Genomic DNA, 12,622 nt, shown 5'->3' with positions numbered 1-12,622 from the left:
GGGCCGGCCGTCCGGGGTCACTTCGAGGTATTGAAGGTGAGCGGAACACCCGCTCCCCGGGCCGAGATCCGGATGTAGCCCTGCATCTCCTGGTGCAGCGCCGAGCAGAAGTCGGTGCAGTAGAAGGGCAGCACGCCCGGCCGCTGGGGCACCCACGCGAGCGTCCGCGTCTGGCCCGGCATCACCAGGAGCTCGGAGTTGTTGGCTCCGGTGATCGCGAAGCCGTGCGGCACGTCCCAGTCCTGCTCGAGGTTCGTCACGTGGAAGTACACGCTGTCGCCGACCTCGATCCCCTCGATGTTGTCGGGCATGAAGTGGCTGCGGATCGCGGTCATGTAGACGTGCACCACGTTGCCCTTCCGCTCCACCCGGGCGTCCTTCTCCTGCCGCGTCGCGAACGGGTCCGTGTTCTCGGTCAGCGGGAAGGTCCGGATCTGCCGGTCGCGGATCGCGGAGGCGGCGATGGCCTGGGCGTAGTGCGGCTCGCCGATGGTCGGGAAGTCGAGCAGGAGCTGCATCTTGTCGCCCGTGATGTCGATCAGCTGCGCCGACTGGGCCAGCTCGGGGCCGGTGGGGAGGTAGCGGTCCTTGGTGATCTTGTTGAGGGCGATCACGTACTTGCCGTCGGGCTTCCGGGTGTCCCCCCCGGGGACCAGCAGGTGCCCGATCGCGTAGTAGGTCGGGATCCGGTCCAGCACCGCGCAGTCCTTGACCCGCCACTTCACGATCTCGGACGAGACGAACATGGAGGTGTAGGCGTTGCCCTTGTCGTCGAACTCGGTGTGCAGCGGGCCCAGGCCCGGCTCCTTCACCTCGCAGGAGATCACCGACTCGTACGTGAGGACGGGGATGCCGCCGATCTCGCGGTCCACGGCCTTGTCGGCGATGGCCTTCGCCATGCGGCTGTACCCGAAGACCGGGATCACGGTGGCGAGCTTGCCGCCGGCGGAGATGAACTCGCCGGTCGGGTCGACGTCCACGCCGTGCGGCGACTTCGGGGTCGGCAGGTAGTACACCATGCCGGGGCAGTCCGACGGCTCCAGGACCGTCGAGCCGCTCACCATCTCCGAGTGCGCCACGTCCCCGGCGTCCACCCAGTTGTGGGCGTACCGGGTGGGCCAGCGCTTCGCCTTGCCCTGCGCCACGCACTGCTCGGCCACCTGCCAGTTCACCGCCGCGATGAAGTCCTTGTCATTCTGGGAGGCGTTCCGTTCCTTGAGCGTGTTGGCCTGCTCGCTGTTGTATGACGTGAAGAACGCCCAGCCGTGGGACGGCCCCTTGCCCGGCCGGGCCAGGTCATAGTCGAAGCCCGGCATGTGGATCTGGAAGGCGAGGGTCATCTTCCCGGTCTTCGGGTCGACCGCGATGAACGAGATCTGCCCGCCGAAGTTCTCCTTGTAGCTCGCGATCGGCACGTCCCGCTGCGGGGTCGGGACGCTGAACCGGGTGGCGGCCACCACGTACTCGGTCCCCTGGGTGACAAACGGCGAGGCGTGATTCCCGGCCGCGTTCGGGATCTCGATGATCTCCTTGGTGTTCATCTCGGCCAGGTCGATCCGCGCTACCCGCGGGGTGTTGTTGCCGTTGATGAAGATCCAGCGGCCGTCGTTCAGCGCGTCGGTCTTGGAAAGGGACGGGTGATGGGAGTCGTCCCACGGCACGAAGCCGTAGCTCGTCTGCAGCATCGGCTTGCTCTGCTCGCTGTAGCCGTAGGCCTTCTCGCCGTCCTGCGAGAAGACCGGGATGACGCGGAGCAGCCGCCCGGACGGGAGCCCGTAGACGGCCAGCTGCCCCGAGAACCCGCCCGAGGCGAACATGTAGAACTCGTCGTACTGCCCGGGGGCGACGTAGACGCGGCTGGCCGCGTCGCCGGTCCCGCCGGCCTGGGCGGCCGGCTTGGCGCAAGCGGTCGCCAGCACGGCGGCCGCGAGGCCGGCGCTGGCCAGAGAGGTGCGGAAGAACGGGAGTGCGCGCATCGTGTGGATCTCCAGGTTCATGCCATTCGGACCATCGCGGTCCACTGCCGGATCACTTCGGGGCCTGCGTCCGCAGGTACTCCACGACCTCCCGCGCCTGGTCCCGGGTCAGGGCCAGGTTAGGCATCTGGGTCATGTATTCGCCCAGCAGCTGCCGCGCGGCCGGGTGCCTGACGTACATTTCCTCGGGGTTGAGGAGCATGTTCATCACGTAGGCCGGCGAGCGGCGCGTCGTGACGTCCCCCAGCGGGGGACCCACGTACTTGTCCGTCATCTTGTGGCAGGCGGAGCACTTGCTGTCGAAGGTGGCCTTGCCCGCCGCCGCCAGCGCCGCGTCGACCGGTCCGAGGGTGACCACCTCGGTCACCGGGCCGATGCCGTGCTCGATCTGGAAGGGGGTCAGGCCGCCGGGCGCGGCCGGGGCCGCCGACGTGGTGGCGGCCGGGGCCGGGGCCTCGGATTTCCCGGAGCAGCCAAGCAGGAAGGCCACCGCCAGCGTGCCGAGCCGGAGGGTCGGGGTGAGCGCGTGTCGCATCTGGGGACTCCGTCGCGGTGAAGACTGTTTCATGGAGATCGTTGGGGTCTCTGCGCCGGCTGGCGCCATCTTGCAGGCACAGTATCGCGATATTCGCATGAATAGATGTGAATTGGGTCCATGAAATCACCTTCAGAGAACCGTTGTCAGCAGGGGGCGTGGTGCTGAGCCAGACGGCCGAGTACGCGTTGCGGGCGGTCCTGACGATCGCCGAGGAGCCGGGGGGCCAGCCCGTCGGGGCCTATCGGCTCGCTGATGCGCTCGGGATCCCACAGAACTACCTGTCGAAAACGCTGCACCAGCTCGCCCGGGCCGGCATCCTCGACTCCACGCGCGGCAAGCTCGGCGGGTTCCGGCTCGCCCGGGACCCCCGCGAGATCCCCCTCGTCGAGGTGGTGGGCCTGTTCGATGATGTCACGGGGAAGCGCACGTGCCTGATGGGTAGGGCCAACTGTACCGACCACAACTCCTGCGCGGCGCACCGTCGGTGGAAGGGCGTGTCGGAGCGGATCTCGGAGTTCTTCCGCGAAACCACCGTCGCGGACCTGGTCAGCGAGCGGCGCGCGGTGCGCTCCTAGGGCCGGGCTCGGCCGGCGCCGAAGGGCCGGACCCGTCCCCACAGCAGGCCGATCAAGCCCGCCGCGCCCACCGCAAGGCACAGGGCGCCGGGCGCCGCCAGCCGCCCCCCGCCGGGAACCAGGCTCGCCAGGCGCAGGCCAAGGCCCGCGCCATAGGCTGCCACCGCGGCCCGCCCGAGGGTGGGGACGCCGCGTCCGGGACCGGTCGCGTGCCGAGGCAGCATCCAGTAGGCCGTTCCCAGGACAAACGGCAGCAGCCAGCCGAAGAGCAGCAGGAGCAGGTGGGCCTGCCGCAGCCCCGGGTGCAGTGCTCCCGCGGCGGGCGCGCCGGCCAGCAGGAGCGCGCCCAGGATGGTCCCGCCCACGAGGCTCGCGAGGGCGGCGCGCAACAGCCAGACGGTAAGGGGGGGCATCAGTCCTGCCCCGGCAGTGCCCGGATCCTGGGCCACAGCAGGCGGACCAGCAGGATCACCGCGACGAGCTGAAGGGCGGCCGAGAGCTGGAGCGGCCAGGCGGGCCCATGCCACCCCATCTGCCACGACTCACCCACCACCCGGCAGAGCAGCCCCGTGTTGAGCAGCGCCCAGCCCGCCCACCCCGGCCCGGTCCGGCCGCGCGGCGGGTCGCTGGGATGCCGCGGAAACATCCAGTACGCCACCCCCGTGATCAGCTGCAGCAACCACCCCACCGTGAGCAGGTGCAGGGCGGTCAGGTGGAGGGCGGCGCGCGGCAGCGCGGGCCAGAGGCTCGTGGGGCGCACCTGCAGCAGCTCCCCGGCGAGGGCGAGCAGCAGGGCGACGAAGCCGGCCTTCACGAACGCGCGGGAGAGCGGCGGCATGGCGTGCCTGGCTCAGCGATGGGTGAGGCTCAGGATGATCTCGATCGCGATCAGGATGATCACCACCCATTCCAGCCCCTCCATCCGCACCCCGGCCGCGCGGTCGGAGAGCTTCTGGTAGATGCTCTCGATCGTGCCGAGCTTGCGGGTGATCGACCCATCCAGCTCGCCCAGCTGGAACCGGCTGGCCGCCAGGCGGTAGATCCGCGTCAGGTACTCCTCGCCGAACACCTTCAGGGCGTTGGAGACCCGTTCCAGCATGACGGCGCTCTCCAGCTGCAGCTCCGCGACCTGGTGCAGGTCGGCGCTGGCGGAGGAGGGGAGCAGCAGCCGGAGTCCCTGCGGCCGGCCCAGCAGGTGATAGGAGCGTTCCATGGCCCGGTCGAGCTGCAGGTCGAGCCAGCGCATCTCGAGCAGCTGCACGTTGGCGAACTCGAGCACCGCCCGCACGTCCTCGGGATCAGGGTCGAGCACGAACGCCGCGTCCCAGTCGATGATGGTGACGTCGTCCGGGCCGAACGAGATCCGCACCTCGGTGGCGTTGGCCACCTCCTCCGCCGACAGGCCGCCCGCGTCCGGCCGCAGGATCCGGGCGATCAGCCCGGCCTGCGCCTCACAGAAGGCGGTGGCCGTGCCGCCGCCGGGCAGCTGCCGCATGCCGATCAGCGTGTAGTCCTCGGTGAAGTCCGCCACCCGCGGCCGCTGGACGGCGGCACCGACCGAGGTGAGCAGGGCCTCCACCCGCGCGTGGGCATCGAGCCGCAGCACCTCCGAGCGCCGCAGCGCGATGCTCGCCTCGAGCAGCGCCTCGAGCCCCCCATCCACGGGGAGCTGGTAGGTCACGGTCGCGGCGCCGAAGTCGTAGAGGACCAGGTCGATCTGCGGCTCGGTGGCCCACCGGTCGATGACGAGCGACGCACGTTCCTGCGAGATCCGCAGTGGCGCCGGGCGATACTGGAAGAACGAGGTGGCCCGGCCGCGATGGCGGAAGGTCTGGCGCGCCGAGGTGCCGCCCAGTAGCCGCTCGACCTGGTCGAGGTCGATGGCCTGCGCCACCTCGAACACGAACATCGGATGGATCTCGGGCATCCCTCACCGCTCCTTCATTGTTTGCTCATGTCGTTGCCCCGACATTTTCGTTGCCCCTCATCTGGAGGACCTCATGCTGATCCTGACCCGGGCCGAAGCAGGGCGGCGGCTGGCGGTGGGGCTGGGCGCCCTGGTGCAGGATGTCCCCGTGGTGGTGGCGCTCTCGGCGGGTGGCGCGCGGGTGGCAAGTGAAGTCGCTCGTGCGCTGGAGGCGCCGCTGGATGTCATCGCCGTCTGCCGGCTGGAGGTCCCGGGCCGGGCGCATGGCGCGTTCGGCGCGGTGGCTGATGGCGCGGTCTCGCTGGAATCCGAGCGGCTCCGGGCGCTGGACCTCCCTCCCGACTACACCGAACGCCTTGTCGCCGAAGCCTCCCGCGCCGCAGAGCGGCTTGCCCGCTCCTGGCGCGGGGGGGCCGCGCCGGTGCCGGTGGCGGGCCGCACGGTGATCCTGACGGATGACGGCCTCGCCGAGGCCATCACGGTCATCGCCGCAGCGCGGGCGCTCCGCGATCAGGGAGCGGTGCGGGTGATCTTCGCGGCGCCGAGCGCCAGCCGGGACCTGGTCCGTCGCCTCGAGGCGCTGCCCGCTGTTCCGGTGTTGCTCTACCCGGTGGAAGCGCCGGTGGCCGCGATGATCTGCGACCCGACTTTCGAGCAGACCACCGGGGGCGAGGTCGGCTCGATGGTGCGCCACAGCCGGCCCGGGCTCCCTGCGGTCCTCGGCGGCTGAACCGCGAATCTACCGGGTGCCCCCCGGGGAGGGGAGGGCCGTGTCCGCCCCGCTTGCACCGGCCATCGCCGACGCGCTGGCGCAGCGGCTTGACGCCTTCCGCGGGGCCGCGGAGGCCAGTGGCGACACGGGCGACGACGAGGCCGCGCACCGGGTGCGGGTCACCGCCCGACGGCTGCACGCGGCCCTCCTCCTCTGGCGCCCGCTGCTGGCGCTACCCGCGGCCGCGCGGCCCGGAGTCCTCCGCCGGGTCGAGCAGCGGTTCGGCGCGCGCCGGGACCTCGACGTGCTGCGCGCGCGCGTCGAGGCGCTGCGCACCAGCGAGCGGCCGCTCGCCGACGTGATCGCGACACTCCGGGCGCGTACCGACGACGCCGAGGAGCGGGGCCGGCTGGTCCTGCGGCGGCGCTCCACCCGCCGCATGATCGCGGCGCTCACGGAGTGGATCGCCACGCCGGCATGGACTCCCCTCGCCACCCTCTCCCCACCACACCTCCTCCCCTGGCTGATCGCGCCCACCGCGTCCCGGGTGCTGGTCCACCCGGGGTGGGCCGTGGCGGGCATCCCGGAACCCGACGACCCGGGTGGCCGCCCGCTGCACCGCCTGCGCCGACGGCTCAAGGCGCTCCGGTACCGGCTGGAGTGCCTGTCGGGCTGGTACGGTGCACCGATCGAGGCGTGGCTCGCCGAGCTGCACGCCATGCAGGACGCACTCGGGGCCTGGCACGATGAAGGGGTGATGCTGCGGATGCTGGTCCACGCCGGCCTCGAACCCGCGCTCGGCGCGGTGGCGCGCACCCGGGCCGCCGCCGCGATGGCCCCGTGGCCGGCGTGGCGGGCGCGCTACCTGGATGCCGGCGTGCGCTCCCGCTGCTGGGCGTTGTTGGGCCCGCCGTCAGCGGCGGTCTAGAACGCGATCGTCCGGGCGTGGGCGCGGAGGTGATCTGCCACCCGGCCCAGCAGCTCTCGCGCCTCGGCCGCCACGGTGGCGAGGGCTCCATCGCCGGCGATGGCCGCGGGGTCCGCGATCCGCACGACGGTCCCACCGGCCGGGTCCGCCTCGACCGTGACCGGGCAGGGCAGGTGCAGCCCGGCCTCAGGGTCCGCCTCGAGGGCACGGTGTGCGAGGGACGGGTTGCAGACGCCGAGGATCAGGTACGGCCGATAGGTCAGGCCCAGCTTCTCACGAAACGTCGCCTGCAGGTCCGCGCGGGTGACGATCCCGAACCCCTCGGCGGCGAGCGCATGGGTCAGCCTGGCCACGGCCTGTGCCTGCTCCACGGGCAGCTTGACCCGGAAGGCCCGGGGTGACGCCGGGGCGGGCGCTGTGGCCTGCCCCTCAGCGATACGGAATGTCATGGGACCGCCACAGTCGTCGGGTTTGGCTGCGTGCCGCGGTAGTCGGCCAGTTGGAGCCGGGCGGCGGTGAAGGCGTCGGCCAGCGCCTCCGTGAAGCCTGGTTTCGCGGGCCGGGTGATGGCCAGTTCGGCGTCTTCCACCGTGAGCCCAAGCCTGAACGAAACGGCGCCAGGCTCGCCGTGGGCGTTGCGGAAGGGCACGCTCAGCACCACGTGGCATTCCGCCAGCTCCGGGAACTCGGAGGCGAGGATCGCCGTCGCGGCCTCGATGGCCTGCTCTTCCAGCGAGGTGGGACGGTGGCCGCGCCCGCTCAATCGCAGCATGGATGCTCCCGCGGCCCGAGGCCGCCACAGGGTGGTAGGCCGGGGTGAATCGCACCTCTGCCCCTGAAGCCAACGCCGCCCCGGTCCAGGGGGCCGGGGCGGCGCGGGGTGGCGGGAGCTCAGGCCTTGATCAGGATCTTGTTCTTGACTGCGGTTTCGATCTTGGGCAGGCGCACGGTCAGGATCCCGTCCGTGTAGTGCGCATCGACCTTCGTCGGGTCGACCGGGCGGGGCAGCCGCAGCGTCCGCACGAACTTGCCCGTCTCCCGCTCCTCCCACAGCACGTTCTCGTTGGTCTCGCGGACGACCTTCTCCCGGTGGCCCGTCAGGGTCAGGATCTCCCCCTCGAGGTGCACATCCAGGTTTTCCCGCGGGACCCCAGGCACCTCGGCGCGGATCACGAACTCCCGTTCGGTCTCCGTCAGGTCGAGCGCCGGCATCCAGGTCCCTTCCATGGCCCGCTTCAGGGGCTCCAGGTTCATCGCCGGGAAGGGCAGCGGCCCGTTCAGCAGCCGGTCGAACACCTCGTCCATGTCACGGACGATCGTCGGCACGCCTGCCTGCATCTTGGTGAGTTTCATAGGATCCTCCTTGCGAAACCGTTCACCGGTGCGATGCTGACTCAGGCACGATCAAGCTAGCCATCGACCGCTGAAGCGCGGCTGAACCACCACCGAATCTTCGCTCATGAAGGCGGGCGCGGCGCCGCGGGCGCGGCCCACGCGTGGCTCAGGCGCCACACGTAAGCGGCCACGTCCCTGGCCTGCAGGTCCGTGAGCTCCGCCCACCCCCGCATCGGCATGGTGACCCCGCGGGTGGTCCACGCCTTGGGCAGGCCGTGAATCACGCGGTTGAGGATCCCCTCGAAGCTGTCGGAGCCGTGCAGCCAGACGCCCTGGGCGAGGGCAGGGCCGCTGTCGGTCCCCACGCCTTCAAGGCCGTGGCAGGCCACGCAGTTCGCCGAGCCGTGGAAGAGCTCGCGCCCGCGCGCCACGGCGGAATCGGTCACCTGGCTGGGCGGGGCCATCGGCGGCATGCTGGGGTCCTGGCCGGCGAGTGGCGCGACGGCGCTGAGCGCAGCGAGCAGCAGGGGCAGGAGGCGCGTGGCGGGCATGGGGCCTTCCCGAGGGGGTACCGGCAAAGCTGGCGCGCGGTACGTGAAGCGCCCTTCAAGCGGCGCTGAAGGGGCCTTGTGGCGGGGATCAGTCCTGGTCGTGCAGGATGCGCTGGGGCGGGTCGTCCAGGTCGTCGAACTGGCCGTCCTTCATGGCCTTGAGCAGCAGCCCGAGGAAGATGGCCCCCACCAGCAGGGCCAGCGGCAGGAGGAGGTAATAGGCGCGCATTCAGTCTCCGTTCCGCACCAGGCGTTCCACCCGGGTGGCGTTCCAGATCACCAGGGTGCTCGAGATGGGCATCAGGATGGCGGCCACCAGCGGGTTGACGAGCCCCAGCGCCGCGGCACCGACCGACACCACGTTGTAGATGATCGCCTGGCGCAGGCTCGAGTTCACCATGCGCCGGGCGGCCTGCCCGGCCCGGATGCCCGCGACCACCGGGCCCAGCGCGCCGGTGGAGACAATGCCATCGGCGACCAGCACCGTGCTCGCGGCGCCGCTGGCCATGGCGATGCCCACGTCGGCGGCGGCAAGGGCGGGGCCGTCATTGAGGCCGTCCCCGGCAAAGAGCACCCGCTCGCCGGCCTGCTGCTGCGCCCGCACCCACGCCGACTTGGCGGCGGGGTCGCGGCGCGCCTGCACCGCGGGAATGCCCGCATCCTGCCCCACGCGCTTGGCGGCGGCGGCATGATCGCCCGTGAGCAGCACGCTCCGGATGCCAAGGCGGCGGAGCGCCTCGACCGCCTGCCGGGCATCGTCGCGGGTCGTGTCTCCGAGCCGGATCAGCGCCGGCCCAGGCGCCCCCGTGCCATCCTCCGCCGTCAGCCGGACCGCGCCGGCGCCGGCGCTCGCGAGGCTCCAGCGACGGCCGTCGATCTCCCCGCTGATCCCGGTCCCGGGCAGCTCGCGGACGTCGCGGGGCTGTGGGAGCGGGATGCCGCGCCGTGCGGCCTCCGCGGTGATTGCGCGGGCGATCGGGTGCACGCTGTAGCGCTCGAGCCCCGCCGCCACCCGGAGGGTCGCGTCGCTTGCCTCGGTCACGGTGATCGTGCCGGCGGTGAGGGTGCCGGTCTTGTCCAGGCCCGCGACGGTCACGTCGGCCAGCCGGAGGAGGGCGTCGCTGGAGCGCAGCAGCAGGCCGCGCCGGGCGGCGCTGGCCAGGCCGGCGGCGGCGGCGAGGGGGTGGGCCAGCGCCAGGGCACAGGGGCAGGCCACCACCAGCACCGCCACGGTGTTGGCGATCGCGGGCCCGAGGCCGCGGGCCACCCACCAGCCCGCCAGCGTGAGGGCCGCCACCACGAGCGTGCCGACGGTGAACCAGGGGGCGATGCGATCGGCGGAGGTGGGCGCCAGGCCGCGGTCCTGCGCCGCCCGCAGCTCGGCCGCCATGCGATGCACGACCGTGGCCCCGCCCACCGCCTCGACCCGGACCGTGATGGCGCCGTCCACCAGCAGCGTGCCGGCCACGACCTGGTCGCCGGGGCCGACCAGGACCGGCGCCGCCTCGCCCGTGAGCAGGGCGAGGCGCACCTGGCCCGACCCCTCGACCACGGTCCCGTCTGCCGCCAGCTCCTCGCCGGCGCCGACGTCGATCCGGTCGCCGGCGTGGAGCGCCGACACCGGCACCACCTCGAGCGTCTCGCCGGGGGTTCGCGCGCCGGTGGGGGCGGGGGTCGCCGCGTCGGTCAGGCGGCGCGCCGTCTGGGGCACGGTCCCGACCAGGGCGGCCGCGGCATCCGTGGTGCGCCGGCGGCTGCGCGATTCGAGCACCCGTCCGGCGAGCAGCAGCGCCACCAGCATGGTGAGGGAGTCGAGGTAGGCATCCTGGCCCAGCAGGGTCGCCACCAGGCCGTGCAGGTAGGTGATGGCGATCCCGAGGGCGATCGGCAGGTCCATGTGCAGGACTCGGTTGCGCAGGCCTGACCAGGCGCCGGCGAAGAACGGCTCGGCGCACCAGAAGGTCACCGGGGTGGACAGCAGCAGGCTGGTCCACCGGAACAGCGTCGCCAGCCCGGGATCGATGCTGCCGTACCACCAGCCCGCATAGAGCCCCTCGTAGAGGCCCATGGTGGCAATCGCCACGATGGCGGCGAATCCCATCCGGAGCAGGAGGCCACGGTCGGGGGCGGTGTCGCCGCCGAGGGGGCGGGGCCGGTAGCCCAGGGCGGCGATGCGGCGCGCCAGCGCGGGGAGGTCCACCTTGGCCGGGTCCCAACGCAGGGTGGCGCGGCCCGTGGCGTAGCTCACCATGGCGTGCTCCACCCCCGGGGTGCGCTCCAGCACCTTCTCGGTGACCCAGACGCAGGAGGCGCAGCGGAGGCCGTCGACCACCAGGCGCGCCTCGCAGCGGCCCGCGGGGTCGGTGGCCACCTCGACCCGGGACCAGTCCTCGCCGAGCGCGGCGTCGGGGCGGGGGGCGAAGTCGGTGCGGTCCTGGTAGTAGCGCTCCAGTCCCGCGCCCCGGATGATGGCCGCGGCCATCTCGCAGCCACGGCAGCAGTAGGCGTTGGTGTCGCCCTCGACGGCGGCACCGCAGTGCGGACAGCAAGCGCCCGGGGCGGCGCGATCGCTCGCGGCGCCCCGGGCGCGGTCCGGCCCGTTACCGGGCTTCGGTGTTGTAGGAACTGACAACGTCGTCCGCGCCGTGGATGGCCAGGTAGGCGAACAGGACATTCACCACCACCACGAGGAACAGGCCGATGGCGATGGCCCGGGGCCAGCGCCGGCCGGCGGGGCTGCTAGTTGGCAACGTGACCTCCGGTCTTGAAGGTGGCGGCGACCTCCACCTCCTTGGTGGGCGAACTCACGTGCACCGCGATCGGGATGGTCCGCGCCATGTCCGGTGTCGACTTGACCCGGATGATCAGCGGCACCGTCTGGCTCTCGGTGCTGCCCAGGGCGAGGTCCTGCACCAGGATCTCGGCATCCGGCAGTCCCTCGACCCGCACGTGGAACCGGATCGGTGCGGCGGCCTGCTGCTTGTTGGTCACCCTGAGCAGGAAGGTATTGCGGACGTAGCCGTCGGCATCCTGGGTGTAGAGCGTGCCCGGCGCCCGCTGCACCGCGGCGTCGAACGGGGCGCGGGCCACCATGAGGATGGTGCCGGCGGCCGCGATGCCCGTCAGCAGCCCACCATACACCACGGTGCGGGGCCGCAGGGCCCGGGGCTTCCGGCCCCGCTGCTCGGCGATCGAGGCGAAGCTGATCAGGCTCTCGTGCCCCTGCTTCTCCATCACCATGTCGCAGGCGTCGATGCAGCGGGCGCAGGCGATGCACTCGAGCTGGAAGCCATTGCGGATGTCGATCCCCGTGGGGCAGACGAACACGCACTTGTTGCAGTCAATGCAGCGGCCCACCTCCTTGGCGTTGAGGCCGCCACGGGGCTCGCCCCGGGTGATGTCGTACTGGACCAGCACCGTCTCCTCGTCCGTGAGCGCGCTCTGGAAGCGGGCGTACGGGCAGAGGTAGGTGCAGAACTGCTCCCGGAACCAGGCCAGGTCGAAGTACCAGCCCACCGCGAAGATGCCCACCAGGGTGTACGAGGTGCGTCCGGCGGTGCCGCTCCACAGTTCCCGGGCCCCGGCGAAGTAGCTCATGAACGCCATGGAGATCAGGAACGAGAACAGCGCGAAGACGCCCCACTTGGCCGCCTTGCGCCAGGCCTTGTCGACCGTCCACGGCCCTTCGTCCCGCTTGCGGCGCTTGGTCCAGTCGCCCTCGATCCAGCGCTCCACCGGCCGGACCCAGGCGTCGAGGAACACCGTCTGCGGGCAGGCGAACCCGCACCACAGCCGGCCGAACAACGAGGTGAAGAAGAACAGCGAGAAGGCGAGGAACAGGAGCAGGAACAGCAGGAAGATCGTGTCGGCGGCGGTGAAGATCCCGCCGAACGCGAACAGCCGCCGGCCCGGCAGGTCGATGCGCAGGGCCGGGTTGCCGTTGATCGTGACCCAGGGGGTCACGAACAGGATCAGGTGCAGCGCCCCGAAGGTCCAGCCGCGGAGCCGCTGCCACTGGCCCGTGACCGTCTGGGGATAGATCCACTTCCGCTTGTGGGTGAAGCCGATCATGCTCTCCGC

The 12,622-nt window shown here is 71.7% G+C and carries 16 protein-coding genes; 3 read left to right on the top strand and 13 right to left on the bottom strand.

The features are described from left to right. Nucleotides 1-17 precede the first annotated feature (17 nt). The gene (gene nosZ, locus IPJ95_14505) at nucleotides 18-1,976 is read right to left on the bottom strand and encodes a Sec-dependent nitrous-oxide reductase (protein ID MBK7924813.1); all 1,959 of its coding nucleotides are present in this window, start codon (nucleotides 1,974-1,976) and stop codon (nucleotides 18-20) included. Nucleotides 1,977-2,028: 52 nt separating this feature from the next. Beyond that, the gene (locus IPJ95_14500) at nucleotides 2,029-2,511 is read right to left on the bottom strand and encodes a cytochrome c (GenBank protein MBK7924812.1); all 483 of its coding nucleotides are present in this window, start codon (nucleotides 2,509-2,511) and stop codon (nucleotides 2,029-2,031) included. Between the two features lie 161 nt (nucleotides 2,512-2,672). Between IPJ95_14500 and IPJ95_14495 the strand changes: the two genes are divergently transcribed. Then, a complete protein-coding gene (locus IPJ95_14495) occupies nucleotides 2,673-3,089 on the top strand; it encodes an Rrf2 family transcriptional regulator (protein MBK7924811.1) in 417 nt (138 codons plus the stop codon). On the opposite strand, the gene IPJ95_14490 is transcribed toward IPJ95_14495, so the two are convergent. The 3 genes from IPJ95_14490 to IPJ95_14480 are packed head-to-tail and all read right to left on the bottom strand — an operon-like array spanning nucleotide 3,086 to nucleotide 5,016. Then, a complete protein-coding gene (locus IPJ95_14490) occupies nucleotides 3,086-3,502 on the bottom strand; it encodes a hypothetical protein (GenBank protein ID MBK7924810.1) in 417 nt (138 codons plus the stop codon). The genes IPJ95_14495 and IPJ95_14490 overlap by 4 nt on opposite strands. Beyond that, on the bottom strand, nucleotides 3,502-3,927 hold the full coding sequence (locus IPJ95_14485) for a hypothetical protein (GenBank protein MBK7924809.1): 426 nt from the start codon (nucleotides 3,925-3,927) through the stop codon (nucleotides 3,502-3,504). The genes IPJ95_14490 and IPJ95_14485 overlap by 1 nt, the downstream gene beginning before the upstream one ends. 12 nt (nucleotides 3,928-3,939) lie before the next feature. Then, nucleotides 3,940-5,016 (bottom strand): hypothetical protein, encoded by a 1,077-nt coding sequence (locus IPJ95_14480; GenBank protein ID MBK7924808.1) that lies wholly within the window; start codon nucleotides 5,014-5,016, stop codon nucleotides 3,940-3,942. A gap of 73 nt (nucleotides 5,017-5,089) precedes the next feature. Here IPJ95_14480 and IPJ95_14475 point away from each other — a divergent pair, with 73 nt between their 5' ends. Together IPJ95_14475 and IPJ95_14470 are read left to right on the top strand one after the other, a co-directional pair. Further along, complete coding sequence (locus tag IPJ95_14475) at nucleotides 5,090-5,746, top strand: phosphoribosyltransferase (GenBank protein MBK7924807.1); 657 nt, start codon at nucleotides 5,090-5,092, stop codon at nucleotides 5,744-5,746. A 40-nt stretch (nucleotides 5,747-5,786) separates the two neighbouring features. Then, nucleotides 5,787-6,656: a CHAD domain-containing protein gene (locus IPJ95_14470; GenBank protein ID MBK7924806.1), complete on the top strand. Its 870-nt coding sequence runs from the start codon at nucleotides 5,787-5,789 to the stop codon at nucleotides 6,654-6,656. Here the strand turns inward: IPJ95_14470 and IPJ95_14465 are convergent. From IPJ95_14465 to ccoG, 8 genes are all read right to left on the bottom strand, one after another. Beyond that, the gene (locus IPJ95_14465; protein MBK7924805.1) at nucleotides 6,653-7,105 is read right to left on the bottom strand and encodes a DUF302 domain-containing protein; all 453 of its coding nucleotides are present in this window, start codon (nucleotides 7,103-7,105) and stop codon (nucleotides 6,653-6,655) included. The genes IPJ95_14470 and IPJ95_14465 overlap by 4 nt on opposite strands. Next, entirely contained in the window at nucleotides 7,102-7,428 is a 327-nt protein-coding gene (locus tag IPJ95_14460; protein MBK7924804.1) for a hypothetical protein, read from the bottom strand. Before IPJ95_14460 ends, IPJ95_14465 begins: the two co-directional genes overlap by 4 nt. Before the next feature lie 119 nt (nucleotides 7,429-7,547). Then, a complete protein-coding gene (locus tag IPJ95_14455; GenBank protein MBK7924803.1) occupies nucleotides 7,548-8,009 on the bottom strand; it encodes an Hsp20/alpha crystallin family protein in 462 nt (153 codons plus the stop codon). A gap of 104 nt (nucleotides 8,010-8,113) precedes the next feature. After that, entirely contained in the window at nucleotides 8,114-8,542 is a 429-nt protein-coding gene (locus tag IPJ95_14450; GenBank protein ID MBK7924802.1) for a cytochrome c, read from the bottom strand. A gap of 88 nt (nucleotides 8,543-8,630) precedes the next feature. Then, nucleotides 8,631-8,771: a cbb3-type cytochrome oxidase assembly protein CcoS gene (ccoS, locus tag IPJ95_14445; GenBank protein ID MBK7924801.1), complete on the bottom strand. Its 141-nt coding sequence runs from the start codon at nucleotides 8,769-8,771 to the stop codon at nucleotides 8,631-8,633. Continuing rightward, a complete protein-coding gene (locus tag IPJ95_14440; protein ID MBK7924800.1) occupies nucleotides 8,772-11,174 on the bottom strand; it encodes a heavy metal translocating P-type ATPase in 2,403 nt (800 codons plus the stop codon). Next, nucleotides 11,143-11,292 carry a hypothetical protein gene (locus IPJ95_14435; GenBank protein ID MBK7924799.1) on the bottom strand — a complete coding sequence of 50 codons (150 nt, stop codon included), beginning with the start codon at nucleotides 11,290-11,292 and terminating at the stop codon, nucleotides 11,143-11,145. Before IPJ95_14435 ends, IPJ95_14440 begins: the two co-directional genes overlap by 32 nt. Next, nucleotides 11,282-12,613, bottom strand: coding sequence for a cytochrome c oxidase accessory protein CcoG (ccoG, locus tag IPJ95_14430; protein MBK7924798.1), 1,332 nt, complete (start codon nucleotides 12,611-12,613; stop codon nucleotides 11,282-11,284). Before ccoG ends, IPJ95_14435 begins: the two co-directional genes overlap by 11 nt. Nucleotides 12,614-12,622: the final 9 nt, after the last annotated feature.

Source organism: Gemmatimonadota bacterium (genome assembly GCA_016713785.1).
In the GTDB taxonomy this organism is placed as follows: Bacteria; Gemmatimonadota; Gemmatimonadetes; order Gemmatimonadales; family GWC2-71-9; genus JADJOM01.
Note: the sequence above shows the minus strand (reverse complement) of the source record. Positions and strands in the feature narration are given on the sequence as shown.

Bases quoted from the DNA above. Each gene is read 5' to 3' on its own strand.
- nosZ (MBK7924813.1), bottom strand. From the start codon at position 1,976: ATGCGCGCACTCCCGTTCTTCCGCACCTCTCTGGCCAGCGCCGGCCTC.
- IPJ95_14500 (MBK7924812.1), bottom strand. From the start codon at position 2,511: ATGCGACACGCGCTCACCCCGACCCTCCGGCTCGGCACGCTGGCGGTG.
- IPJ95_14490 (MBK7924810.1), bottom strand. From the start codon at position 3,502: ATGCCCCCCCTTACCGTCTGGCTGTTGCGCGCCGCCCTCGCGAGCCTC.
- IPJ95_14485 (MBK7924809.1), bottom strand. From the start codon at position 3,927: ATGCCGCCGCTCTCCCGCGCGTTCGTGAAGGCCGGCTTCGTCGCCCTG.
- IPJ95_14480 (MBK7924808.1), bottom strand. From the start codon at position 5,016: ATGCCCGAGATCCATCCGATGTTCGTGTTCGAGGTGGCGCAGGCCATC.
- IPJ95_14475 (MBK7924807.1), top strand. From the start codon at position 5,090: ATGCTGATCCTGACCCGGGCCGAAGCAGGGCGGCGGCTGGCGGTGGGG.
- IPJ95_14465 (MBK7924805.1), bottom strand. From the start codon at position 7,105: ATGACATTCCGTATCGCTGAGGGGCAGGCCACAGCGCCCGCCCCGGCG.
- IPJ95_14460 (MBK7924804.1), bottom strand. From the start codon at position 7,428: ATGCTGCGATTGAGCGGGCGCGGCCACCGTCCCACCTCGCTGGAAGAG.
- IPJ95_14455 (MBK7924803.1), bottom strand. From the start codon at position 8,009: ATGAAACTCACCAAGATGCAGGCAGGCGTGCCGACGATCGTCCGTGAC.
- IPJ95_14450 (MBK7924802.1), bottom strand. From the start codon at position 8,542: ATGCCCGCCACGCGCCTCCTGCCCCTGCTGCTCGCTGCGCTCAGCGCC.
- ccoS (MBK7924801.1), bottom strand. From the start codon at position 8,771: ATGCGCGCCTATTACCTCCTCCTGCCGCTGGCCCTGCTGGTGGGGGCC.
- ccoG (MBK7924798.1), bottom strand. From the start codon at position 12,613: ATGATCGGCTTCACCCACAAGCGGAAGTGGATCTATCCCCAGACGGTC.